The 23602-nt window shown below is 74.2% G+C and carries 16 protein-coding genes; 4 read left to right on the top strand and 12 right to left on the bottom strand.

Annotated elements, in window-relative coordinates:
• Positions 1-15 precede the first annotated feature (15 nt).
• The 6 genes from ACFYY6_RS16075 to ACFYY6_RS16050 form a co-directional block, all read right to left on the bottom strand.
• Positions 16-969, bottom strand: a complete 954-nt coding sequence (locus tag ACFYY6_RS16075) for a PQQ-binding-like beta-propeller repeat protein (protein ID WP_351522631.1) — start codon at positions 967-969, stop codon at positions 16-18.
• Positions 966-2696: a hypothetical protein gene (locus tag ACFYY6_RS16070; protein WP_351522633.1), complete on the bottom strand. Its 1731-nt coding sequence runs from the start codon at positions 2694-2696 to the stop codon at positions 966-968. The genes ACFYY6_RS16075 and ACFYY6_RS16070 overlap by 4 nt, the downstream gene beginning before the upstream one ends.
• The gene (locus tag ACFYY6_RS16065) at positions 2696-7516 is read right to left on the bottom strand and encodes a hypothetical protein (RefSeq protein ID WP_389193619.1); all 4821 of its coding nucleotides are present in this window, start codon (positions 7514-7516) and stop codon (positions 2696-2698) included. Before ACFYY6_RS16065 ends, ACFYY6_RS16070 begins: the two co-directional genes overlap by 1 nt.
• On the bottom strand, positions 7513-11052 hold the full coding sequence (locus ACFYY6_RS16060) for a hypothetical protein (RefSeq protein WP_389193616.1): 3540 nt from the start codon (positions 11050-11052) through the stop codon (positions 7513-7515). The genes ACFYY6_RS16065 and ACFYY6_RS16060 overlap by 4 nt, the downstream gene beginning before the upstream one ends.
• A complete protein-coding gene (locus ACFYY6_RS16055) occupies positions 11049-13730 on the bottom strand; it encodes a DUF6603 domain-containing protein (protein ID WP_389193613.1) in 2682 nt (893 codons plus the stop codon). Before ACFYY6_RS16055 ends, ACFYY6_RS16060 begins: the two co-directional genes overlap by 4 nt.
• A 481-nt stretch (positions 13731-14211) precedes the next feature.
• Positions 14212-15177, bottom strand: a complete 966-nt coding sequence (locus tag ACFYY6_RS16050; RefSeq protein ID WP_351521102.1) for a pirin family protein — start codon at positions 15175-15177, stop codon at positions 14212-14214.
• Positions 15178-15351: 174 nt separating this feature from the next.
• On the opposite strand from ACFYY6_RS16050, the gene ACFYY6_RS16045 reads away from it, so the two are divergent.
• Positions 15352-15717 carry a tetratricopeptide repeat protein gene (locus ACFYY6_RS16045; protein WP_351631336.1) on the top strand — a complete coding sequence of 122 codons (366 nt, stop codon included), beginning with the start codon at positions 15352-15354 and terminating at the stop codon, positions 15715-15717.
• A gap of 180 nt (positions 15718-15897) precedes the next feature.
• On the opposite strand, the gene ACFYY6_RS16040 is transcribed toward ACFYY6_RS16045, so the two are convergent.
• Both ACFYY6_RS16040 and ACFYY6_RS16035 read right to left on the bottom strand, forming a co-directional pair.
• A complete protein-coding gene (locus tag ACFYY6_RS16040; RefSeq protein WP_389193610.1) occupies positions 15898-16665 on the bottom strand; it encodes a CbtA family protein in 768 nt (255 codons plus the stop codon).
• A 28-nt stretch (positions 16666-16693) separates the two neighbouring features.
• The gene (locus ACFYY6_RS16035) at positions 16694-16912 is read right to left on the bottom strand and encodes a CbtB domain-containing protein (RefSeq protein WP_389193607.1); all 219 of its coding nucleotides are present in this window, start codon (positions 16910-16912) and stop codon (positions 16694-16696) included.
• A 327-nt stretch (positions 16913-17239) separates the two neighbouring features.
• Between ACFYY6_RS16035 and ACFYY6_RS16030 the strand changes: the two genes are divergently transcribed.
• A complete protein-coding gene (locus tag ACFYY6_RS16030; RefSeq protein ID WP_389193604.1) occupies positions 17240-17851 on the top strand; it encodes a histidine phosphatase family protein in 612 nt (203 codons plus the stop codon).
• Between the two features lie 173 nt (positions 17852-18024).
• Here the strand turns inward: ACFYY6_RS16030 and ACFYY6_RS16025 are convergent, their stop codons facing one another.
• Positions 18025-19464 carry an NAD(P)/FAD-dependent oxidoreductase gene (locus ACFYY6_RS16025; protein ID WP_351521031.1) on the bottom strand — a complete coding sequence of 480 codons (1440 nt, stop codon included), beginning with the start codon at positions 19462-19464 and terminating at the stop codon, positions 18025-18027.
• A gap of 113 nt (positions 19465-19577) precedes the next feature.
• Between ACFYY6_RS16025 and trxA the strand changes: the two genes are divergently transcribed.
• On the top strand, positions 19578-19952 hold the full coding sequence (trxA, locus tag ACFYY6_RS16020) for a thioredoxin (RefSeq protein ID WP_073781174.1): 375 nt from the start codon (positions 19578-19580) through the stop codon (positions 19950-19952).
• Positions 19953-20180: 228 nt separating this feature from the next.
• On the opposite strand, the gene ACFYY6_RS16015 is transcribed toward trxA, so the two are convergent.
• Entirely contained in the window at positions 20181-20597 is a 417-nt protein-coding gene (locus ACFYY6_RS16015) for a hypothetical protein (RefSeq protein ID WP_351521029.1), read from the bottom strand.
• Between the two features lie 473 nt (positions 20598-21070).
• Complete coding sequence (locus tag ACFYY6_RS16010) at positions 21071-22093, bottom strand: LacI family DNA-binding transcriptional regulator (RefSeq protein ID WP_351521267.1); 1023 nt, start codon at positions 22091-22093, stop codon at positions 21071-21073.
• Between the two features lie 146 nt (positions 22094-22239).
• On the opposite strand from ACFYY6_RS16010, the gene ACFYY6_RS16005 reads away from it, so the two are divergent.
• Entirely contained in the window at positions 22240-22707 is a 468-nt protein-coding gene (locus tag ACFYY6_RS16005; protein ID WP_388649179.1) for a type II toxin-antitoxin system PemK/MazF family toxin, read from the top strand.
• Here the strand turns inward: ACFYY6_RS16005 and ACFYY6_RS16000 are convergent.
• A complete protein-coding gene (locus tag ACFYY6_RS16000) occupies positions 22692-23528 on the bottom strand; it encodes a TIGR02452 family protein (RefSeq protein ID WP_388649176.1) in 837 nt (278 codons plus the stop codon). The two genes, ACFYY6_RS16005 and ACFYY6_RS16000, sit on opposite strands and share 16 nt — an antisense overlap.
• Positions 23529-23602: the final 74 nt, after the last annotated feature.

Genomic DNA, 23602 nt, shown 5'->3' with positions numbered 1-23602 from the left:
AACAGAGGAGAGGGGTCAGAAGGGCGTACTGCCACGGAGCTCCATGCGCGGCACGGACTCGATCCGGGTCTCCGCCCGCGCCGGCCGGAGCGGCACCCCCGCGATCCGCTCCCATCGCAGGATGATCGTGTCCCAGCCGGCCGTGATCAGCTCGGACTCGTCCGGCGTCGTCGCCATGGCCCAGATGGCGTCGCCGTGGGCCTGGAGGACCGCTCCGACGAGTTGTCCGTTCGCGTCCCATCGGTGCAGAGTGCCATCGGCGCAGCCGGCGATGATCTCGCCGTCCGCGGTCAGCACGAGCGACCGCACCGGTGAGCCCGTCACCAGCGGGCCACCGACCTGCCGCCCGGTGTCGCGGTCCCAGCGGCGCACCGTGCCGTCGATGCCGCCGGAGGCGAACCGCCGCCCGGCGGAGCCCGCCGAGAGGACCTGGGCGGGACCGCCGTGGCCGAGCAGCGGCCCGCCGATCGGTGTGCCGGATGTCCGGTCCCAGCGTCGTACGGTGCCGTCCACCCCGCCCGAGACGATCTCTTCGTCGTCGGGGGTGACGGCGACCGCCTGCACCGTGCCGGTGTGTCCGCGCAGCGGCTCGCCGAGCGGCGCTCCGGTGGACCGTTGCCAGCGGCGGACCGTGCCGTCCTGGGAGGCGGAGACGATCTCGTCGCCGTCGCGGGTACGGGCCAGGGCCAGGACCGGGCCCTCGTGGGCGGCGATCGGCGCGGCCACGGAGAGGCCGGTCAGCCGGTCCCAGCGGCCCACCATGCCGTCGCTGGACGCGGTGACGACCTCCCGGTCGTCGGGCGTCAGCACCATGCCCCAGATCGTGTGGGGCACCAGGGGCACCGGACCGGCCAGGAGGGTCTCGCCCACCCGGTCCCAGCGAAACAGCCGTCCGGTGGAGTCCGTCGCGACGATCTCCACCGCGTCGGAGGTCACGGCCATCGCCATCGCGTACATGTTCGCCTTCATCCCGACGTCCCCCCGGGTGGTACGGCGCCGTCGAACGCGAGTGCGCTGGACGCCTCGCCCCGGCCGGCCCTGACCCGTCGGCCCACCCACGGGTAGGTCCGGCCGTCCTCGCCGCGCGCCACCACCGGCACCCGGCCGGCCGTCACTCCGGAGCGCGGGACCTCCTCGTCGCGGAAGAACACCCGTTTCGCCTCCGGCTCCAGGATCCGGCCGGCCGCCTTGAGCTGCGGCAGCCGGGTGCCGTCCGGACCGAACCGGGGGATCTGTCCGCGTCGCAGGCACACCGCCGCGGAGCCCGTCGCCAGCGGCACCGGCACCAGCGGGATCCAGTGCGCCGGGACCGCCGTGACCAGCCGGTAGGCGAGCGCCGTCGGGTCGGTCGGCGGCACCTGTGGATCGTCGTCGGGTGGTTCGTCGCCGCGCGCCCGCGGCCGGCCGGTGGCGCTCTGCACCGTCCGCTCGATCGCGAACCCCAGGTTGGCCATCTCGTCGCGGGCGAACAGCACCTCCTCCACGGCGGTGCCCTCCAGGCGCGCCGAGGCGGACGGCAGCAGCGGAAGCAACGGCGGTCCGGGCGTGCCGTCCTGGGCGTTCGTCAGCCGGAACACCGACCAGTGGTCGTCCTCGACGGGGTGGACGGTCGTCTCGTCCTCGAAGGTGTCGACGACCGTGAGCCCGGCGATCCGGTGCAGCGCGCTCGTGGCCAGTTCCACCGGGACCATCCAGTGGTCGTTGCCGTAGATGTTCGCGAACTCGACGACCAGCAGCCGTGCCAGGTCCGGCACGCCCGCCCCGATGGCGGGCAGATTGACCGTCGTGTCCTCGAACTCCCACCAGCGCTCGGCCGGCATGCCCGGATACGTGACCCGGGTGGGCAGCACCTCCGCGGGCGTGCCGCCGTCCGGTTCGGGCAGCGGTGTCGTACCGACGTCGAGGTCGAACTGGTATGTGTCGGCGGTGCCGCCGGTGTACTCGGGCGCCGTCAGCGTCACGGGCCGCCCGCCCGGCGCCGCCGTGACCGCGAAGCGGTGCTCCAGCCGTTCCCGTACCCAGCTCGACGCCACCGGCGGCTGGTACCGGGCCCGGAACCAGTCCCGCCACAGCTGTGCCGCCTGGTCGAAGGCGGTCCGCTGGGCGCCGGTGAGCCCCGGCGGGCGCCAGCCGCCGTCCAGGTACCCGGCGAGCGCGACGCCGTCGGGCGCCCGCTCGGCGAGCACGTCGCGCAGGGCCCGCCCGCCCGGGTCGCGCCGCAGCGGATCGTCGTCCGGGTTCGCGGGCGGCCCGGGCAGCGGCGCTTTGGCGAGCACCGCCGCGTCGATCTGGTCCAGGACGGTGCCCGGAAGGCTCTGGGTGCGCAACGTGTCGAGGAAGCGCCGGCCGGCCCGGGCGGCGGCTCGCAGCGGCAGCCCCTGGAGGGCCTCGCCCGGTGCGGCCCCGGCCTCCGCCAGGTACTCCAGCGGCATGCCCTTCGGCAGGCTGACGCCCGGCGCGTCGCCGCCCGCGCGGAACGCGTCGAGCGGGGTGCTCTCGGCACTGATCCGGCACCTGACGGGCGAACCGGTGTCCTCGCCCGCGAACTCCGCCAGTTGCCACTGCCGGGCGAGCAGGAAGAGCGGGTCGGCGACCCGGGCGGCGAGGGCCTCGTCGAGCTGACCGCCGGTGCCGCTCGGCCGGACCACCGGTTCCACGCGGTGGAACTGGCCGAAGGCCATGACGTCGAACGTCATCAGGACTCCTTCTTGATCAGCTGCGCCATGACCGTGGCCAGATCCGGCCGCATCATCAGGTCCTTCATGTGCACGCTGGGCGCCGTCCCCATCGCCGACTCGGGCAGATAGGCGGCGGGCAGGTAGCGCCCCAGCCAGCCGAGCGCGTCCAGGTCCACCAGACGCAGCTTCGCCAGGTCGAGCGCTTCACCGATGGTGTCGGCGAGCACGTCCGGGGTCCAGGGCCGGCCGACCACCGGCGGTACGGCCAGGAGTACGGCCTGTGGGGCGCGCGCACCGGGCGCGTCGAAGTGGAAGGTGGCGCCCGCCGTGTGCTGCTGAGCGGGGATCAGGTCCGACCAGGCATCGACCACGAGTACGGCGGCGCTTCCCGAGGCGAGCGACTGGGCCGGGCCGTGCACCACCAGACCGGTGGCCGGTTTCTCCTCGTCGTCGTCGGAGGTGCGCGGGGCGCCCACCCAGCGGTCGTCGGGCGCGAAGGGCATCTGGCCGATGCGCAGGGTGTGGCCGATGCCGGTCGCCGCGGCCCCGGTGTGCAGCAGCAGGTCGGCGAGGGCGCCGGTACCCGCACGGACCGTGCCCATCAGTTCCGCCCAGTCGCCCGGCACGAGCGTGGGATCGCCGCCGCGGTCGAGTCCGGTGCCGAAGGAGGCGTCGAGCGCCGCCGCGTCGGGCGGCGTCACCAGGCTCACGGCACGGAAGCCGGACCCGAAGACCGCCTCCAGGACCGCGCTGTCGGCCCGCGGCCCGGCGGGCGTCGCCGCCGCGTCCGCCGCCGCCAGCCGCGTCCGGCCCTCGCGCAGCGCGGCGGCCAGTTGATCGGCCCGCTCCTCCGCGGTTCCGGCCGGCGGCCCGGTCACCCCGAACGCGGCGAGCTCGTCCAGGTCCTGCGCGGTCACGGCGGCCTGGAGGGCGACGCGAGCCTGCTCCGCCCGGGCGTGCAACTCCGGGTCCACCGCGTCCGACGGTGCGGTGTACGCGTGGGCCAGGTCGGCCGCGGTGCCGGGCCGGCCGGCCGCGAGCACCCCGGCGACCGCCGAGCCGAGCGCTTCCGTCTGGAGGATGTCCAGGGTCGTCCGAGACCAGCCCGCGCCCCGGTCCGTGCGCAGGACGGGAAGGGCGTCGGCGGGCACGTTCGGCGGCCGCTGCGGGAGGAGCGCGGAGGTGAGCGCGGCCCGCAGCCTGCCCCCGGCGGCGAGCGCCACCACGTCGAGCGCGCAGTGCCCGGTGAGGGGCCAGGCGTGCTCGGTGACGGTGGCCACCCCCGGCGCGTCCTCCTGGCCGGGGCGCAGCCAGGCGGCCCGGAGTCTGATCCGGTCGGTGGTGCCGAGCTGGTGCCCGGCCCAGGTGTCGAGCCGCGGCTCGGCCTGCGCCCGTGGCCGGTCGGTCTGCGGTGTGCTGTCCCAGCCCGTCGCACGCGGCGCCCCCTCCGGCACGACGACCAGGACTCGGTGGGCCACCGAGACGCCCCGGCGCGGTGTGTCGAGCACCTGGGGCCGCGGTGGCGGCTGTCCGCCGGCGGCCAGCGACTCCAGGGTGGCGCCGGCCCGGTCCGGGTTGCCCTGGGTCAGCTGGTGGACGCTCTCGGCGAGCAGCAGGTCCCCGACGGCGTCGAGGTCGTCGCGCAGCGCCGCGAGGTTCCGCCGGACGGCCTGCTCCTCCGGGCCGCTCATCCGCGGGTCGCCCGAGTTCGCCCGCAGATACGCGATGACGTCGTCCTCGGGCACGTCGGCGAGCCGCGCGCCGTCGGTGACGTCGTGGGCGCCGATGAACTCCTGGGCTCCCGTGCCCGGGTGCTGCACGCCCTGCACCGACCACTTGGCGCGCAGCGGGGCGACGAACCGGTCGAGCACCAGCGTCGAGCCGGGCGCCTCGCCCTCGTCGTGCAGCCGTCGCTCCAGCCGGTAGCCGAGCAGTGCCCCGAAGGGCTGCCCCTGGGCGACCCCGTCGAGGACGCTCATGGCCACCCGCATCCGCCGTGAGGAGAGGTCGACCGCGAAGGCGCCGGGGTCGGTGGGATGCGACAGGGCGCCGCTGCGCAGGACGGCGGCGGTGGCGGCCTGCGGGAGCGAGGGCGCGAGCACCCAGCCCCGGCTGAGCGGTTCGGTGCGCGGCGAGAGGTTCTCCACCCAGCCGTAGGCGCCCAGTTGCACCCCGGTCGGGCGTCTCTCGCGCAGCGCGGCGAGCCGGGCGGTGGCCAGGGAGCCGATCCAGGCGTCGAGGCGGTGGGAGACCAGGTCGAGGCATTCGCCGAGCAGCCGCTCCAGGGGGCCGAAGGCGTCCCCGCGGGCGTTCCAGTCCGTCACCCGTCCCGCGAGGTATTGCAGGGCCGCGTCGATCTCCGCGAGCCGGACGCTCCAGGGCCGTTCGGTGCCGGTCAGGGTGAGCACCCCGCGGTTCCGGGTCACCGCCTCGATGACCTGACCGGCCATGGCCGTGCGGGCGTCGAGGATGGTCTGGAAAACCGTCGGAGCCGGATCGACGCCCTGCCCCCCGTCGGTCGCGGGCCCGGTCGTGTGTGCGGGCGCGGGCCTGGTCGTGGATGCGGGCGCGGGCCTGGTCGTGGATGCGGGCGCGGGCAGCTGCATGATCGTGCCGAGGGTGAAGGGCTTCGCCTTCAGGCCGGACGCGCTGAGTGTGGGCAGCAACTTGTCGGGATTGAACAGCACCTGGGCGAACCGCAACCGGGCCTGGACCTCCTCCGGGTCCTTGACCCCGGCGGCGGCCCGCCCGTACTCCAGGTTGGCGGTGTGCTTCAGCAGCGCCTCCAGGAGGGTGCGCGCCTCCTGGTTGCCGACGACCAGTTTGAGCGTGTCGAAGCGTGTGACGACCCCGTTCAGGAAGTCCGTCAGCGCCGCGACCGGGTCCTGGCCCTCGGGCAGGTTCGGCCGCACGGAGGGCAGCCAGAGCCGGGTGGCCGCGCCGTTGACGTGGTGACTGATCCGCGGCCGGTAGGTGATGCCCAGGGCCTCGTCGAGGGCGCGGGACTGCACGTCCTCCGGGGTGTCGCCCATGCAGAAGCCGGTGGTGGTGAAGTCGAGGCCGGCCAGACCGAGTCCGATGTCCTTGAAGCAGGCGAGCAGCCCGCCCTGGACGGACCGGACCGACACCGTCTGCGACACCGGGGCCATGCCCAGGGCGCGCAGGACGTCGCGCTCGGGCTTGGGGAGCGGCAGGGTGTCCCCGGGCTGGTCGGGGCCGCCGACCCGGGGCAGGGTGCCGACGCCCGCCTCCCAGAACGGGCGCAGCACGCCGAGCACGCGGTGCAGTCCGGCGAGGCCCGATGGCTCGAGGGCGTCCGCCTGCCACCGCGCGGTGGCGGTGACCGGCAGCAGGCCGTACGGCTGTCTGCCGATCCGCAGAACCGGCAGCGGGCCGCGGGCCCGAACGTGCTCGATGTGGTGGCGGCGCAGCCAGCTCCGGTCGACGGGGAGTTCCGTGGTTCCCTGGTCGCTCTCCAGGAGTTCGTCGAGGTAGAAGTCGCCGGTGGCGCTCCACAGGGCGATCTGCAGGGCGCGCGCGTCGGCCTGCTCCGGTTCGTCGCCGCCGGGCAGCGCGGCGAGGGGGCCGGCCGGCACGCCGAGCGCGGCGGCGGTACGGGCGCTGTTGGCCCAGGGGTCGGGCGCGGCGACGGGGGTGGCGCCGAGCAGCCGGTCGACGTCGGGCGGCGCGGGCGACGCCCTCTCGTCGCCCGCGAGGAGGTTGGTGGCCGTGCCCTGCGGCACGAAGGCGGCCTCGCCGTCGCCGTCGCGCCCGGACAGCAGGCGGGCGAGCCGGTCGGCGGACGCCTCGGGCGTGAGGGTGGCGGACACGCCGAACACGACCACGCGGGTGAGCAGGGGTTCCCGGGTCCGGTCGTAGCCCCGGTCGGCGCGCAGTGGCACGGTGACGGCGAGCCCGTTTGCCTCCGCCTCGGTGTACTCCGTCAGCCAGCGCAGCCCCGGGTCGAGGGGCAGGCCGCTCGACGGGGGCACGGCGTCCGGGTCGGGGCCCATCTGCACCACGTCCGGGACCGGTTTGCCCTGCTCCTCGCCGACCAGCACGTCGCCCTGGTAGGCCCGTACGACGAACTGGTCCGGCAGGGTCGAGGCGGTCGCCGCCCGGTTCCAGCCCCGCGCGCGCACCGGTACGGCCGGCCAGTCCGGCTCCGGCACCGGATCGGTGCCCGGAACCGGTGCCTGCGGCCGGGTGTCCGACAGCGGGGTGAGCAGCCGGACTAGCCACCGGGCCCGCTCGACGCCGAGCGTCCCGGCCACCTGTCCCCAGGCGGCGAGCAGCAGCCGCGCGCGGTCGCCGTCCGCGTTCTCCGTGCGGCCGGCCCGCCACACGGTCCGCCAGTAGCGGCGGCCCTCCTGAACCTCTGCGTCGGTCGGCAGGGGTTCGTGGGAGTCGACGTGGATGTCGTCGGGGAAGACACGGACGAGCAGTGTGTCTCCCGCCGTACCGTCGGTCGCCGTCCCGTCGGCCCGCCGCCGGTGCGCCCGGTGCCCTTGGCCGTGCGCCCCGTGTCCGTGCGCCGTCGGGCCGGCGGTTTCCGGCCCGTGCGCCGCCGGTACGTCCGTCCCTCCGCCGCCGAGCCGCAGCCTCGTCTCCAGCCGAACGGGCATGAGCACGAGCGGCACCTCGGGGTCGAGCCCGGCGAGGAGCGGGGCGAAGCCCTGCCCGGCGAAGGCGCGCACCTCCGCGTCCAGGGCCCGCCGGGCCTTCTCCAGCCGGATGTAGGCGGCCCGGCGGTCGTCGGCGGTGGCGTGAGCGCCGAGCAGCGCACGGTGCTCCTCGGCCTCGGCCACGGCCCGGCGCAGCGCGCCGAGTTCTGTCATCGGTCGTTCTCCTCGGGATGCAGCAGTCGCTCGGCGGGCAGCACGATCCTGACGGGCTGTTGGAAGCACTGTCGGGCGGTCCCCGCGGCGCTGGTGCCCCACACGAGACCGTTGTAGGCGACGTTGGGACGCACGGCGCCCGGGGCGTGGGTGGCGGCCAGGTACGCCGTCTCGGAGTCGAAGAGGTGGGTCCAGCTGAGGTTGTTCCAGTCGTCCGCCTCGTCCCCCGGGGTGTCCGGCGCCTGGTAGGTGCTGCCCCAGCCGTAGGCGGGATTGGGATCGTCGAGCCCGAACCGGGGCTCGGTCGGCTGCTCGGCGATCACGAAGCACCACGGGGATGCCGTGAGTTCGGCCTCGGTGAGGTCGAAGCCCAGCATGGCCGTGTCGGGGTCCAGGCCGCCGCGGAAGATCGGATGGCGGGCATGGTCCTCGTCGGGGTCGGTGCCGTTCAGCGGCGCCGCGTAGATGATCGCCCCGGGGTAGCGGCGCAGCAGCGCGCTGCGCAGGAGCAGCACGACGCGGTCGGGCGGGGCGGTCAGGTGCGCCCCCAGCGGCAGGTCGAGCTGCCAGGTGTGCAGCGGCGGCAGGTCCGTTCCGTACCCCCAGAACGAGGCGAAGTACGTGCCGCGCTGGTCGGTCGGATATTCGCGCCAGCGCAGCTCGCGGGCGAACTCGTGGTTGAGGCCGACCATGTACGCGGCGACGAAGGCGGCGTTGGTGAGCGCGAGGACCGCCGTGTCCGCCGGGACGTGGTCCAGCCCGCCGAACATCCACTCGGTGGACCGCGCCGACAGCGGGGGCCACATGGCGTCGGTGAAGACCGGCGCCCACTGCACCGGGGTCTCCGGGTCGCCGCCGTCCGGCCGGTCCACGCGCGCGCCCACGACCGCGGGCACGGTGACGGCGGGGTCCGTGAGGTCCACGATCGTCTGCTGGGTCTGCTGGGCGGGGAAGCTGTCCCGGTGCGGGACCGGTGGCGCGTCCGAGGGCTTGAGCACCCGGTCGTGCGCCGAGACGACCATGTCCCTCAGGTCCTCGGGCCCGGCGCCGACCACGACGGGGACGGGCAGCTGGTCCTGCTGCCCGGCGAGGACGTCCGGGTCGGTGAAGACGCCGAGACCGAGCTTTCCGGATTCGCCCCACTGGTCGACGAGGCCCTTGATGACGGAGGTGTCCCAGGGATCCTGTTCCCCTCCCGGGCCGTCGCCGGTCATCTGGAGGGTGCCGAAGCAGTCCGCCCACCACTGGCCGCTGTCGCCGCTCGGGACCCAGTCCCAGGTGCCCGGGCAGCTGCCCCGGAACGTGCCATGGCGGACGGTGGACCGCCAGGTCCCGGTGAAGACGCCGTCGGAGGTGTTGTTGCCCTCGGTCCACGTTCCGGTGCACACACCGCGCCAGGTCCCGCTCTCCGCATCGGACTCCCACGTCCCCGTGTACAGCGCGAGCCAGGTGGGGTCGCCGCCGTCCGCACCGGACTTGACGCTCCAGGCGCCCACGTAGTCGCCCTTCCAACTGCCCGACCTGCCGCCCCCCATGTCCCAGTTGCCGTGGCAGGAGCCCTTCCAGTAGCCCGCGGCGTCCCCGTGGGCCACCGAGTCCCACGGCCCGATCCACTGGCCGGTGAAGCTCCCCCGCGTCGTGACGGGGTCCGGCTGCTCGGTGAACAGGCCGAGGCCGGCCGGACCGGTCCGGCCGCTGGGGAAGACCAGGTCGCCCTCCGGGGTCACCGTGGTCCGGGCCAGGAAGTCCGCGGGAGCCTCGGCCTCGGGCAGGTCCGGGATGCGGAACGCGCGGTTGAGCGCGACGGCGGGCACCGGCGGCGTGGCGGCGAGTTGTTCGGTGGTCACCTGCCGTTTCAGGAAACGTCCGGCCGCGTCGGTGGCGATCTGCTTCCAGGCGTCCGGTGCCCCGTCCGCGGGCGCGAAGACCTTCCGTACGGCGTCCAGCCGCTCGGGGGCCACGACCTGCTCGGGCGCCACGCTGAAGCCCACCGCGCCGTCCGGGTCCCGGGGGGTGACGGCGAGTCCGGTGGGGGACGCCGCGACCGAGGTCAGCACGGTGGCGAACGGCGGCGGCTGTGAGGCGTCCACCGCCCGTCCGGCCGCGAGCCCAGCGGAGCGCGCCACCCGCCTGCTGAGCACTCCCATCGGGCGCACCGTGCGGAAGAAGGAGGTGGTGGCCATGGCGTTGGGGAGCAGACTCGACCGGATCGAGGACCACAGGGTGGTGTCCGCGGCCAGCGGGAGCCGGCTCTGCAGCGGGGTGACCAGGCGCAGTACCTCGTCGGCGGAGAGCGGCTTGACATGCTTCAGGTGCAGCCGGCTGGCGATCAGCCGGGCGAACCGGCCCAGGTCGATCACCCGGTTCGCGGCGCGGACGTCGGCGAGCTGCCGCCACGCCGAGGCCATGAGGGCCTCCTGGTCGGCCTGGACGGCGCGGGCGCCGAGCCCGGCCGCGACCCGGCACCGCGGGTCGAGGTTGAGGGTGTCGAGCCAGCCCTGCGACGCGGGGTCGGCGCGCTTGCGCAGCGCGTGGAAGCCTCCGTACAGCGGGGGCAGGACGTCGGGGTCCTCGTCGCCCGTGCCGTCCGCGATCGGCACGAGTGCGTCGGCGAGCCGCTGCTGCCACTGCGCGCTCTGCGGGCCGACGGGCCAGGGGTCCGGCGCCGGGGTGGCGGGGGCGCGCAGGGCACTCTCCACCTCCTGGACGACCGGCCCGGGGCCGGTGGCGAACAGTCCCGGGCGGCTGATGTCGAGCGGCCTGCGGCCCGCGTGCGCGGGCAGCGGGCGGGCCCGCAACCGGTCGGCCAGTGTCTCGAAGTCGCCGCCCTCGGCGGTGGCGAACGTCCAGGAGAAGTAGACCGGCAGATCGCGCGTCTCCGCCCCGGGGCCCCAGGCGGGTGCCAGGCCCGCACCGTCCAGGGGCTGCCCGAGCCCGGCCAGCCGCCCGGCCTCGAAGGCGGGTACGAGACAGGCGGTGTAGCTGGTGTACGGCAGCAGGCGGCGCGGGGCGAGCAGCCGGGACACGGACCGCCGGGGGTCGGTCTCGTGGCCCGGCAGCGTCTGGGCGTGCGCCCAGAGGTGGAGGGTCGCCGGGTCGGGCAGTTCGCCGCCCTCGACGCGCAGGACGGGCAGCGGGACGCCGGGGCCGTGCCGGGGCCGGCCCTTCGACTGCGGCACGCAGACCAGCGCGAGCCAGGGGCGCAGGGCCCCGGTGGGTCCCTGCGTCAGCGGGGTGAACAGCCAGGGCAGTTCGGTCCGTTCGAACTCCACCATCGGAAAGCGGGTGGTCTCGGCGTCCGGTGTTCCCGGCAACGGGAAGAGCCGCACGATCTCCTTGGGGTCGATCGCCCGTACGTCGCCGGGCCCGTACAACTGCAGCGTCGGGACCGGCACCGATCGCCCGGGCCTGCCGTTCACCGAGGCGGTGGCCGCCAGCGCGCCCCGTACCGGCGTGGTGCGGCCCAGGTCGTCCGGGTCGGCCAGGGAGGCGGCGGCGCCGGCCCGGGCCCAGGACGCGAAGGTGTACGTGGTCATGGCCTCACCTCGTATGCGGGCACGACCTGGTGCAGCGCGGACCGGCCCGACACGGTCTTCAGCTGGGCGGTGGCTTCGGTGAAGGTGGACGTCCGCAGGAATCCGGCGTCCTTGAGGGTGCCGGTCCGGACGATCGCGTACGAGCGGTCCTTGAGGACCGGTTTGTCCGGTGTCGTGATGGGCGGCGCGACATAACGGCCGGCCAGCGCGTGTACGAGGCTGCGGCCCACGGCCCCGAAGGGGAGTGCCGCGGTGAAGGCCGCGTCGGTGATCCGCCACGGGGGTTTGGGGGTGCTGACCGGGCCGCCGAGCCACTTGGTCTCGTACTCCACCGGCACCGAGTACTGGGGGGCGGTCACCGCGGGTGCGGGCGGGGTCAGTTCGCTGCCCGAGCAGAGCTGTTCGAAGGCCGGCTGGGTGAGCTTCTCGTCGTCCGTGAGATCGAAGAAGTCGGCGCGCGCGAAGTCCTCCTCGACCGGCCGCGCGGTGCCCGCCCCGCCGGCGAACGTCACGGCGACGCCGAACGTGGTCGGCTGGGGCAGCCGGCCCGGCCCGTACCGGACCACCTCGATGCCCAGCGGGACCGTGCGCTGGCTGAACCGGAGTCGGCCGAGCGGATGCAGCAGCCGCCCGCCGGCCGCGTCGTCGGCGCGCAGCGACACCATCGTGCGCGTCCCCTCCGGCAGGACCGGCTCCCAGCTGCGCGGGTCGTCCAGCGCCTGCTCCAGGAGCCGGCAGACGTCCGGGGGCGGCGCAAGGGCGGTCTCGCCGGTGCAGTCCCAGCGCTCGTCGAAGGGGAAGCTGACGTCGAAGAAGAGAAGGGACACGCTGGCCCGGCCGGCGACGTGCCAGCACGGCGTCGGTCCGTCCACGTGGACGCGCAGCCCGACCGAGCACAGGGTCCGGGAGGCGAAGCGCAGTTCGAAGGAGCCGCCCAGGTCGAGCTGGACGCCGAAGCTGGGCTCCCAGCGCACCAGCGCGTCGAAGGACAGCCGTCCGGTGACACCGGTGCTGCGGGAGCCGATGACGGCGGACAGCTCCGCGCCCGCCTGGACGGTGCCCGGGGTGACGGCGAAGTAGCCGGAGAACACGACCCGCAGCAGGGGGCTGTTCGCGATCGCGATGGTCAGGCGCTTCGGGGTCGGGAAGCCGGCGGGCGGGGTGAAGCGGGGGTGGAAGCCGCCGGCGCTGAGGATGAAGGTCGCGTCCTGCCCGCTCTTCACGCGCAGCGCGAGACCGCCCTCGACGGAGGCGGTGAGAAGCCGGGAGCCGGCCAGGTCGGCGATGATCTCGATGAGGCCGTTCGCGGCGTCGACGACGCCCGCGACCGAGGCCCGCAGGTCGAGGACCGGTGCCTGGGGAGCGGGCAGGGCGACCCGGAGTCGGCCGAGGATACCCACCACGCCACTGGGAAGTTCGAGCACCACCCCGATGTCGGCGGTGACGAACGAGACCGGGCGGCCCCAGCCGATCCGGAACATCGGGCCGACGACCGTGCTGCCGGGGCGGACGGGGAAGACCGTGCCCAGGGTGGCCAGGATGCGCGGCGCCGCGGCCGCGGGGTCCGCGGGGAAGAGCAGGTCGTCGACATGACCGGCCTGGACGACCTGCGCGAGGCCGGCCTGGTCGAGTGCGCGGCCGATGCCGAGGAGCCCCCCGACGGCGTTGAGGGTGACGGCGAGGCCGAGCTCGATGGGCGGGGTGAACAGGGCGCTCAGCACGACGAGGACCGACACCGGGCGGGTGTCCAGGATCCCGAACGCCCGCACCTCGACGACGCCCAGGCTGAGCGAGAGCGCACCCTCGTACCGGCCGTCGTGCACGGCGAGGAACCCGCCGCCCTTGGCCGGGCCGACGTCGAGGGTGAGCCCGAAGCCCGTCGGCGCGACGGGGGTCGCCGTGAATCCCCCGCCGCTCGGGCTGATGTCGAGGCCGACGCCGTCGACGGTCGCGTCGCCGAGGCCGAGCAGCGAGGCGCCGAACGACGCGTCGAGCCGGAGTCCGCCGTCCCGGGCGGACACGTACAACGAGGGAGCGCGCAGCACGGACGGCGCCTTGTTCAGCGGAATCGCGACGCCCTTGCCGGCGGCGCCGCCTTCGAGCCGCATCCCGTTCTTGTCGAGCCGGACCCCGAGGCTGCCCTGGAGGGCGAGGCCGCTGGGGACGAGGAGACCGAGCAGCGCGTCGCCGGTGAGCGCCAGGCCGATGCCGTCTGCCCGGAAGGTGAGCGAGCAGTCGTCGGGCGTGGCGGAGGGCAGAAAGAGCGCGAGGCTGATCCCGTCGCGCACGGCCAGACCGGGTACGAGGGTCAGCGCGCCGGTCAGGTCGAACGAGAGGCCGAGCGTCGGGGGGAGGGTCGTGGTGGTCGGCGTCGGCACCGGACCGGGGCCCAGGGTGAGGACGTCCTGGATGACCAGTTGCCAGGTGGGCGGCGACTGCACGACCGCCGTCCGCAGCAGCTCGACGAGCACCGGCCACACGTCCCCGTGGGACGCGGCGTCAGGCAGGGCGAGCCGTACGAGCAGCGCGTCCGGGGTCAGGGCGCCGCCGGGAAGGCCGAGCGCCTGCGCGAGACGTTGTCTGCGGGTGGCGTCGTCGGGCAGGCCCGCGAGGACGGGGAGGAGCGGATCGAGACCGGCCCGGAGCTGTGCCGCCAGTTGCGGCAGCGGGGTCGTCATCCGCGGGCCGTGACGATGAGCGTGGGAACGAGAGGGACGTTCATCTGGTCGTCGCCGTTCTCCGCCCGGGCCGGGAGCACGGCCACCGCGACGGATGGGGATCGGGAACGCCTCGACGTTAGCGCCGTCCGGGGAGCCCGGCACGGTCGTGAACCGCGGGGTCGAACCGGCCCGGTACGCGATTCACCCGACCGGCAGGACGACACGGCCGCGACGAGCCCGCCGCCCGCCCCGATGAACGCGATGGCGTCCGCTGCGCCCTCCTCGTTCCTCCACGCGGTCGAGGCGCGGCTCCGAGTTGTCGAAGCGCAACCCCGACCGGGCCTCGTCTCGCTCCAGGCGGGCGCGGGGCGCCGTCGAGCCGACGGGGTCCCCGGTAAGCGCACCGGGGCCGGGCGGTGCGAAAGCACTTCGCCGGCCACGCGAACGTCTGTCCCGGCAAGCCGGCTCCAGGTACCGAGTTGGACGACGAACCCCCGGGTCAGCGCACCCTTCCCCGCGGCTTCAGGGGCACCGGCGGCAGTTCGGGGGCCGACAGGCGACCGCCGTCGTAGCCGTGCACCTCGCCGAAGCGGGAGCCCTCCGTCCAGTCCTGCCTGGCCGCCTCGATCTCCTCCTGGGTGCGGCCGATGAAGTTCCACCACATGAGGAGCTCCTCCTCGAACGGCTCGCCGCCCAGGAGCATGAGGCCCGCGTCGGAGTCCGCGCGCACGGGCAGTTCGCGGCGCCCGCAGCCGAGGTAGAGCATGGAGCCGGGAAGGACGGGCACGCCGTCGACCTCCGTCTGCCCGGACATCGCCAGCACCGCGTACTCGAAGTCCGGTTCGAGCGGCACGCGGACGTCGGCACCGGCGGTGAGGGCGAGGTCGGCACCGACGATGGGGGTGTAGGCGGTGCCGGGCGAGACGGCTCCGTCGAGCCCGCCCAGGATCAGCGTGGCCGTGAGACCGGGGGCGGTGACGACCGGCAGGTCGGTGTGGTGCTGGAAGTGCGGCTCGACGTGACGGTGCGTGTCCGGCAGGGCGACCCAGAGCTGGGCACCGTGCAGAAACCTGGCGTGACTCTTCGGGCTCTCCTCGGAGTGGCTGATGGCCCGGCCCGAGGTCATCAGGCCCAGCTCGCGGGGGCGGATCGTCTGAAGGCTGCCGAGGCTGTCGCGGTGCAGGACCTCGCCCTCGTGCAGCCAGCTGACCGTCTGCAGTCCCATGTGGGGGTGGGGCGGCACCTGCATCCCGGGCTCGTCGGCGATGTCGTCGGGGCCGTAGTGATCGACGAAGGCCCACGCGCCGACCATCCGGCGGCCCAGGTTGGGCAGCAGCCTGCGCACCTCGGTGGACTCCCCCAGCTGGACGTGGCGGGGTGCGAGGAGTTCACGTACGGGCTCGGCTACGACGAAACCCCGTCCTCCGCAGACGGAGGGCACGGCCTGGCGATCGAGATTGCTCATGGCGCTCAACCTATTCCCGTGGGCGCCCGGGGGTGCCGGTACCCACGCCGACGACTTAGTGGAATATTCAATCATCATGCCGGGTTGGAGCAACTGCCGGGCACGCCGGACGTCCGGTCCGGGACCGGACGGGACCGGGGCGCTCCACGAACGGTCCGTGAACGAGGAGATCACATGAGCAACGGCTATTTCGAGTACGGGACGGCCGCGGACCGCTGGGACCGCGCGCAGATGTTCTTCGAGACCAAGGAGTACATGACCGCCGCCCGGATCCTCGAAGGGCTGGTCGAGGAGGTGCCGGAGCAGGTGTCGCCGCGGCTGCTGCTGGCCCGCGCCTACTACCACTCGGCGCGGCTTCGCAGGGCGGAGGAGGAACTGCGCGCGGTGCTGGAGCGCGACCCGGTGGAGCCCTACGCCCGGCTGATGCTCGGGCGCACGCTGGAGCGCCAGGGGCGGGACGCGGAGGCGTCCGGCCATCTGCGGATGGCGGCGGCGTTCTCCGGTGACTTCGACACCGAGCCGGGCCGCATCAGCCACTGAGCGGGACGGAACGGTCGCGTCCCGGGACGAGGCATCCGCCGGACGGGACGCGAGGCTGTCGGGGCGGCCGGGCGGTGAGCCGTCCGGCCGGTCCGGCGTCGGCGGTATGGCACGGGGACGCATCGGCGCCCACCGGTGATTCCGGCGGGCGCCGATCGCCGCTGGTGTCGACGGAGGTGGTCAGCCGGCCACCGCGGCGGCACGCCCCGGCGCGCCCCCGGCCCCGACCGCGTCGGCGGCCGGGACGAGGAGCCGTTGTGTCAGGTGGCCGAAGACGAGCCCGAAGACGACCCACAGGGTGGCCTGTACGGCGAGGGTCGCCAGACGGAACTCCCACAGCAGGGTCGCCGGGAAGTCCGGCCCGACCTCGTTGAACGAGGGCAGGAACGCATAGGCGGTCCCGATCACGGCCACGTACGCGGCGGCCCCGGCCACCGTCGCGTTCCAGTTCCCCAGGTGCGGGGCCAGCCGCCTGGCCAGGACGACCGCGGCTACGGCCAGCAGCACGCTGAGCGCGACCATCAGGAAGAACAGCCCCGTGCGCCGGCCGATGGTGTCGGGGTCGCCGACGGCCGGCGGATTGGCCGGGTACTTCAGGAACGGGACGACGTGCACGGACAGCAGTGCCGCGCCCGCGACCAGGGCGGCGGTGGCACGCGGCCCGAAGCGGCCGATCCGGCCGAGTGCGTAGCAGAAGACGAGGGCGGCGATACCGCCGATCGCCACCCCGAAGACCAGCAGACCGGTGGCGAGCCCGGCGGTGGACTGCACGGTGCGGCTGACGAGTTCCTCGCCGCCGTGGTCGTGGCTGTGCGCCTCCTCCAGCGCGATGGCCGCGTCCACCCGGGACTCCCCGAGGAAGTACGCGACGGCCAGGGCGAGCGCACCTGCGACCAGCCCGGCCAGCATGCCCCGGATGAGCAGGGCTCTGACGGATATGGAGTTCATGTGGTTCTCCCCTGGTTCGGACGGAACGTCAGTGGCAGGGGAAACCGAGGAGGTGGCGTCCGTCGTGGACCCACTCGTGCACGCCTGTGCCGGAGATGAGCGAGGTGGCGCCCTGCTCGGCGCCGACGAAGTAGAGCAGGACGAGCATGAGGATCCCGAAGAATACCGTCCAGGGGGCGATGGCCTTCAGGGAGATGGGGGTGATCGCCGGTGCGGCGGTGGTGGGAACAGCAGCGGTCTGTGCCATGGCAGAACCTCCTGGGGAACACGCGTCCCGATCGTGGTGCCGAGGCGAAGGTGCTGGGTCTGACTTCCCGTACGGGTACGGGTACACAGTGGCGCGACCGTGCCGGACTCTCACCGGACTTCCGTCACACCTTCGTCATGTCCCCCGGACGATACCGTCTGGGAGCGGGCACGGCCATGGGCCCTTCGACGATCGGACCTGGCATCCCCCGGGGCCGGTGGCCCGCTGCGTCCCGTGGTGGGGAACCGCCCCCTCCGCCGACGGCCGGGGGCCGCATGCCATGGTGTGCGCACTCGGTGTCCATGGTTCCAGGGGGAAGTTCCGGTCATGACGGTGCATGTGATGTCGGTGTCGCCGGCTCTCAACTCCGCGCTGCGTGAGGCCCGTTTCGACGGTGACGCTCCGCTCGACGCGGCCGGCGTCCGGCAGGCCCGGGACGCCGCCGCGGCGGTACCGGCGGCCGACCGGTATGTGCGGGCGCCGTCGCAGCGGTGTGCCGGAACCGCCGACGCGCTGGGCCTGCGGGCCGATCCCGAACCCGCCCTGCGGGGCTGGGACCTGGGCCGGTGGAGCGGGCGGCGACTGACGGAGGTGAGCGGAAGCGAACCTGAGGCGGTGTCGGCGTGGCTGACCGACCCCTCGGCGGCGCCGCACGGCGGGGAGTCGCTGGCGGGGTTCTGCGCCCGGGTCGCCGACTGGCTGGACTCCGCGGCCGGGCGGTCCGAGGACGGGAACGTCCGGATGCTGGTGGTCGCCGAACCCTCGGTGATCCGGGCGCTGATCGTCCGGGCGCTCGCGCTGCCGACGGATTCGTTCTGGCGGCTGGACGTCGCCCCGCTGACGTTGACGGGCCTCAGCGGCCGGGCCGGACGGTGGAACCTGCGCTGCGGCCGGCCGTTGTCGCCGCCCCTCCGTCGCGACGGCGACCGCATTCCCTGATCCCACGTCAACTTCATGGCAGAAGCCGGGAATTGTCCGGCAGCGGCCACGCCCGGACGGCGGACGGCCACCGGTCCCCGCACCAGGGGGAGACGGTCCTCACGCCCGATGCGGGGACGCGCCCGAACACCTGGAAGGGCCCGAACACCTGGCAGGGGCGGGTCCGGTGGGGGCTACGCGTCCCGGTACGCCTCCAGCAGCCGCAGCCAGACCTCGCTGATCGTCGGGTAGGAGGGGACGGCGTGCCACAGCCGGTCGATGGGGATCTCGCCCGCGACGGCGATCGTCGCGGAGTGGAGCAGTTCCCCGATGCCCGGTCCGACGAAGGTGACCCCGAGCAGGATCTCGCGGTCGAGGTCGACGACCATGCGGGCCCGGCCCTGGTAGCCGTCCGCGTACAGGCCGGAGCCCGCCACCGCGGCGAGGTCGTGGTCGACGGCGCGTACGCGGTGACCGGCCCGTTCGGCCTCGGCGAGGGAGAGGCCGACCGAGGCGGCCTCGGGATCGGTGAAGACGACCTGCGGCACGGCGGCGTGGTCGGCGGTGGCCGCGTGGGCCCCCCAGCGCCCGGTGTCCGTCGGGGTGCCGTGGGCGCGGGCGGCGATCGCAGCGCCCGCGACGCGCGCCTGGTACTTGCCCTGGTGGGTGAGGAGCGCCCGGTGGTTGACGTCGCCGACGGCGTACAGCCAGGTGAAGCCGTCGACGCGACAGCTGTCGTCGACGGTGAGCCAGGAGCCGGGCGTCAGGCCGACCGTGTCGAGCCCGAGGTCGTCGGTGCGTGGGGCCCGGCCGGTGGCGAAGAGGATCTCGTCGGCCACGACGCGCTCGCCGGTGTCCGTCTCCACGGTGACCGGGCCGTCGGGGGCGGGGCGACGCACGGCGGTCACGGAGGTTCCGGTACGGATGTCGGCTCCGGCCTCCGTCAGGGCCCGTGCGACCAGTTCGCCCGCGAAGGGTTCCATCCTCGGCAGCAGCCCCGGGCCCCGGACCAGCAACGTCACCTGAGTACCGAGCGCCTGCCAGACGGTGGCCATCTCCGTGCCGACCACGCCCCCGCCGACGATGACGAGGCGGCCGGGCACCTCCTTGGCACTGGTCGCCTCCCGGCTGGTCCAGGGATGGGCCCCAGCGGCGCCGGGCAGGTCGGGCACCACGGCGCGACTGCCGGTGCACAGGGCCACGGCGTGCCGGGCCGTGAGCAGGTGTTCCGTGCCGTCGGGGGCGGCGACGGAGACGGTCCGCTCGCCGGTGAGCCTGCCCAGGCCGCGGAAGATGTCCGCGCCGATACCCTCCAGCCAGGCGGCTTGTCCGTCGTCCTTCCAGTGCGAGGTGTATTCGTCCCGGTGGGCGAGGACGGCGTCCGTGTCGAGCGGTCCTTGTACGGCCCCGGCGAGGCCGGGCACGCGGCGGGCGTCGGCCCGGGCGACGACCGGGCGCAGCAGCGCCTTGCTGGGCATGCAGGCCCAGTACGAGCACTCGCCGCCGATGAGTTCCGACTCGACGACCGCCGTGCTCAGCCCGGCCGCGCGGGCCCGGTCGGCGACGTTCTCGCCCACCGGCCCGGCTCCGATCACCACGACGTCGTATTCGGCGTTCAGGGAGGGATCTGTCATGGGGACAGTCTGGTCGCGGGTGTGGGCGACGGCCACACGGGCAGGCGGAATAGGACCCGTGCCGGCGCCGTTGTGCCGGGCAGATCCGAGCCGTACAGAAAGAGGGACAGAACATGAGCACCGTCGAGCTCACCAAGGAGAACTTCGATCAGGTCGTCAGCGACAACGACTTCGTCCTGATCGACTTCTGGGCTTCCTGGTGCGGCCCGTGCCGCCAGTTCGCCCCCGTGTACGATGCGGCGTCCGAGCGTCACGAGGACCTGGTCTTCGCCAAGGTCGACACCGAGGCGCAGCAGGAGCTCGCCGCGGCCTTCGACATCCGGTCCATTCCCACGCTGATGATCGTCCGGGAGAACGTCGCCGTGTTCGCGCAGCCCGGGGCGCTGCCGGAGGCGGCGCTGGAGGACGTCATCGGCCAGGCTCGGAAGCTGGACATGGACGAGGTCCGCAAGTCGATCGAGAAGCAGAAGAACGGGCAGGCGAAGTAGAGCGGACGGGGATTCCCCTCGTGGAGTGAAGCCGAGGGAGCGGGGAGGCGCCGGGCGCCGCACGGCAGGTGACGGTTGGAAGACAGTCCCCGGGCCGGTGACCGCGCGAGCGGCGTGAACGGGGTGAGTGGCCCGGCCGGCCCACCGGTCGGGCCGCTCTCGCGTCCGATGGGGGAACGTCGGTCGCCCGTGCGGGTGACCGGTGCCCGCCGCGGGCGGCGCGGACGCTCAGTCGTCGGCTCCGCCGCCGGGTGCGTCGGCGGTGCGCTCGCTGACGCGGACGGAGAGCCCGTAGTCCAGTTCGGCCCCGTCGACCAGCAGGGCCTCGACCGTGTGCGTCGCCGGGTCGATGTCCGCCACGACGCCCTCGCCCGCGTACCGCGGATAGCCCGACGCGCCCGTCTCGCCGGTCGCCGCCACGACGGCCGAACGGAGGACGACGGTGTCGTCGCTCCCGGCGCCGCCGGCGGTCTCGTCCGCTCCGGTTCCGGTACCGGACGTGTCCGTCGCGCCACCGGCCCCGGAGGTGTCCTTCCCTGCACCGGTCTCCGACGCGTCCTTCCCGGCGTCCGTCGCGGACGTGTCGGCGGCTTTCTCGGCGAATCCGGGAACGAGCAGGATCTCGTAACTCTGCGGATGGCTCATGGTCACGACGCTAACGACCTCGCCCGCGATTGGCAGCGGGAGAAGGGGCGGTGTCTGGGGCCTTCGAATCCAAGGCGGAGGAGGGAGTCGGATGGGGTCTCCCCTGCTCGAACGCAGCTGAGAGCTTGGGGAAGGAGCGTCGGCGACTCACGACAACGCCGGAGGCGGAGGTCCTGGACGCCGCGACGCCGCTGACAATCGTGGGCGAGGTCGTAAGGGCCGTCCTGTGATCCCTGGTGGATCGGCGCGCGGCGTCGGATGCGGTGCGTCGCAAGGCGGAGGGGCGCCCGCATACCGGACGTATGCGGGCGTTCCGACAACGCGGCGAGGTGCCGTAGCTGCCGTCGTGCGCCCACCAGGGATCACGGGACGGCCCTTACGCCCCCAGCGGCGCGCGGTGCGCACGTCGCCGCGCCCCCGGGGCGGGCGCGCTCCCCGGCCCGCGCGTGGCGGCCCGGGGAGACGGGGCGGGTTCAACTGGATTCGCGGTGGACCACCTCGGCCCTGAGCAGGTCGTGGTACTCGGGGGCGCCGCCGGGCTGCCGCACCAGCCGGTCGACGAGGTCCGCGAGCGGCTGGGCCGTGGCCGCTTCGGTCCGTACGGTGCTCAGCCGGGGCCGCAGCAGTCGGCCGAGCACCAGGTCGTCGGCGCCGATCACCGCCGCCTCGCCGGGCACGTCGACCCCGGCGTCCTGGAGCGCCCGCATCAGGAGCATGGCGTGGGCGTCGTCGTACGCGAACACGGCGTCGAGCCGCAGGGCGCGCCAGCGGGCGGCGAGCCGGGCGGCGGAGTCCTCCTCGTACCGCAGCGGCAGGGGTTCGACGAGGGCCACGTGGTTCCGTACGGCGTGCCGGGCCCCGGAGAGCCGGGGTTCGGCGTACGGGGCGAGGCCCTGGTCCTCCGGCATGATCACGCCGATGCGGCGGCGGCCGCGGGCCAGCAGATGGCCGACGGCCCGGCCGCCGATCTCCCGCTGGTCCATGACGAGCGCGTGGGCACCGGCCACCGGTCGTGGGCCGAGGGTGACGACGGCTCTGGCTCCCGATCTCCGGAGCGTGGATATGCCCTGCGGGGTGAGGGCGATGGTGCCGGGTGCGACGACGGCGACGGGGCGCAGTTCGGCCCAGGCGAGGGCCGCCTCGTCGGCGCCCAGGCCGGTGCTGCCGTACTGGACCACGGTGTAGTCGAGGCCGCGCAGACCGGATTCCAGTTCGCACAGGAAGTGCTGGTGGAGCGGGCCGGCCGGAAGGTCGACGGTGGGCAGCAGCACGGTGCGGCTGTGTCCCGCGCGCAGGCTGCGGGCGGCGGCGTGCGGGACGTAGCCGAGTTCGGTGGCGGCCGCCCGGACCCGGCGCCGGGTGGACTCGCTGATCCGCACGGTCGTGCTGTCGTTCAGGACGTACGACACGGTGGCCCGGGAGACGCCGGCGAGTCGTGCCACGTCTGCGCTGGTCGGGACGGGGCCCTCGGTGGGTTGCTTCGGTAACTGGCTCATGGCGTCGGGCAGTCTCGCAGACCCGGGCCCCGGGAGCGGCCCGATCGCGCCGACCTGACGCCCCGTCGGGCACGAAGTCCTGCCGGACCGACCCGTTCCGCGGCCCCGCCCGCCGGACGGTCCGGGCCGGGTTCTACGGTGTGGGGATGAACGCGCAGCACCATGACGACCACACCGACGAAGCGGCCTTCGTCCCCGGCCGCACCGGCCCCTTCGCGACCCGTGAGGCCGAACCGCGCGACGTGGGCCCGGTCCGCACCTCGTACGCTCCCGACCGGGACAGGGAGCCGGACCCGGGGGAGATCGTCTGGACCTGGGTGCCGTTCGAGGAGAACGACGGGCGGGGCAAGGACCGCCCCGTGCTGGTGGTGGCGCGGGAGGCGGCGGGCACCCTCCTCGCCGTGCAGCTGTCCAGCAAGCAGCACGACATGGACCGGGAGTGGGTGGCGCTCGGGTCCGGGCCGTGGGACGGCTCCGGCCGGCCGTCCTGGGTCGATCTGGACCGCGTGCTGCGGGTGCACGAGGACGGGATGCGGCGCGAGGCGTGCGCCCTGGACCGCGAGCGGTTCGACCGGGTCGTCGGCCGGCTGCGGGAGCGCTACGGCTGGCACTGACCGCCGAACACCCGCGCGAAGGCGGACCGGGTGACAGAATCCGGGGCACGGTCGAGGATGCCGAAGACGATCTGCTCGAAGTGCCCGGCGAACCGCCCGCCGTCCAGGAGCAGCGACCGGAACGCCCGGGCCACCTGCTCCGGATCGTTGCGGAACACACCGCAGCCCCAGGCGCCCAGCACCAGCCTGCGGTAGCCGCGCACCGCCGCCACCTCCAGGACGCGTTCGGCGCGGGAGGCGAGGACGGCGGGGATGCGGTGGGCCTCCTCGGGAGTGCGGTCCCGGACGACCCCGGCGTTGGGCGCCGGGGAGGTGAGGAAACCGACGGTGTACGGGGTGTCGAGCAACCGCCCCCGGTCGTCGCGGAAGACCGGCACGCCCGGTGAGTGGATCACCCGGTCGGTGTAGAGGGCGCTGCGCTCCGCGCGGTGACGGGCGTAGTACTCGGGCGCGCGCAGCAGTGTGGTGTGGAGGGCCGACGCGCGGCACAGGGCCTCCTCCTGGGCCTGTGCGCCGTTGAGGTAACCGCCACCGGGGTTACGGGCGGAGGCGTAGTTGAGGACGGCGATCCTGCCGGGGGCCTCGCCGGTCATCCGGTGCGCCGCCCGCAGACTGCTCTCGTCGGTCACCTCGATGGCGGGAGTGCGGTCGGTGTCGAGTGCCGCGACGGGCACCGGCTGCGGACCGTACAGCCGGGTGCCCGAGAGCGCGGCCGTGACGGCGCGCTCGATGTCCACCTCGCGTCCGTCCGGCGTGCGGTAGCGGCCGGCCGCCACGATGTCCTCGGTCTCGCGCGCGATGGCGCGCAGCCGTGCGCTCATCGATACTCCCCCGTGTGGTGCATACCGGGCATCGTCGTCGCTCCGGGGGCACCCGTGCAATCGAATTTCCGACG

The organism is Streptomyces sp. NPDC001750 (genome assembly GCF_042892615.1).
GTDB lineage: Bacteria > Actinomycetota > Actinomycetes > Streptomycetales > Streptomycetaceae > Streptomyces.
The sequence above is the reverse complement of the archived record's forward strand: the minus strand, read 5'-3'. Positions and strand labels throughout refer to the sequence as shown.

Excerpts from the sequence above, each read along its gene's own strand:
- ACFYY6_RS16075 (WP_351522631.1), bottom strand. The coding sequence starts at position 969 with ATGAAGGCGAACATGTACGCGATGGCGATGGCCGTGACCTCCGACGCG.
- ACFYY6_RS16070 (WP_351522633.1), bottom strand. The coding sequence starts at position 2,696 with ATGACGTTCGACGTCATGGCCTTCGGCCAGTTCCACCGCGTGGAACCG.
- ACFYY6_RS16065 (WP_389193619.1), bottom strand. The coding sequence starts at position 7,516 with ATGACAGAACTCGGCGCGCTGCGCCGGGCCGTGGCCGAGGCCGAGGAG.
- ACFYY6_RS16060 (WP_389193616.1), bottom strand. The coding sequence starts at position 11,052 with ATGACCACGTACACCTTCGCGTCCTGGGCCCGGGCCGGCGCCGCCGCC.
- ACFYY6_RS16055 (WP_389193613.1), bottom strand. The coding sequence starts at position 13,730 with ATGACGACCCCGCTGCCGCAACTGGCGGCACAGCTCCGGGCCGGTCTC.
- ACFYY6_RS16050 (WP_351521102.1), bottom strand. The coding sequence starts at position 15,177 with ATGAGCAATCTCGATCGCCAGGCCGTGCCCTCCGTCTGCGGAGGACGG.
- ACFYY6_RS16045 (WP_351631336.1), top strand. The coding sequence starts at position 15,352 with ATGAGCAACGGCTATTTCGAGTACGGGACGGCCGCGGACCGCTGGGAC.
- ACFYY6_RS16040 (WP_389193610.1), bottom strand. The coding sequence starts at position 16,665 with ATGAACTCCATATCCGTCAGAGCCCTGCTCATCCGGGGCATGCTGGCC.
- ACFYY6_RS16035 (WP_389193607.1), bottom strand. The coding sequence starts at position 16,912 with ATGGCACAGACCGCTGCTGTTCCCACCACCGCCGCACCGGCGATCACC.
- ACFYY6_RS16030 (WP_389193604.1), top strand. The coding sequence starts at position 17,240 with ATGACGGTGCATGTGATGTCGGTGTCGCCGGCTCTCAACTCCGCGCTG.
- ACFYY6_RS16025 (WP_351521031.1), bottom strand. The coding sequence starts at position 19,464 with ATGACAGATCCCTCCCTGAACGCCGAATACGACGTCGTGGTGATCGGA.
- trxA (WP_073781174.1), top strand. The coding sequence starts at position 19,578 with ATGAGCACCGTCGAGCTCACCAAGGAGAACTTCGATCAGGTCGTCAGC.
- ACFYY6_RS16015 (WP_351521029.1), bottom strand. The coding sequence starts at position 20,597 with ATGAGCCATCCGCAGAGTTACGAGATCCTGCTCGTTCCCGGATTCGCC.
- ACFYY6_RS16010 (WP_351521267.1), bottom strand. The coding sequence starts at position 22,093 with ATGAGCCAGTTACCGAAGCAACCCACCGAGGGCCCCGTCCCGACCAGC.
- ACFYY6_RS16005 (WP_388649179.1), top strand. The coding sequence starts at position 22,240 with ATGAACGCGCAGCACCATGACGACCACACCGACGAAGCGGCCTTCGTC.
- ACFYY6_RS16000 (WP_388649176.1), bottom strand. The coding sequence starts at position 23,528 with ATGAGCGCACGGCTGCGCGCCATCGCGCGCGAGACCGAGGACATCGTG.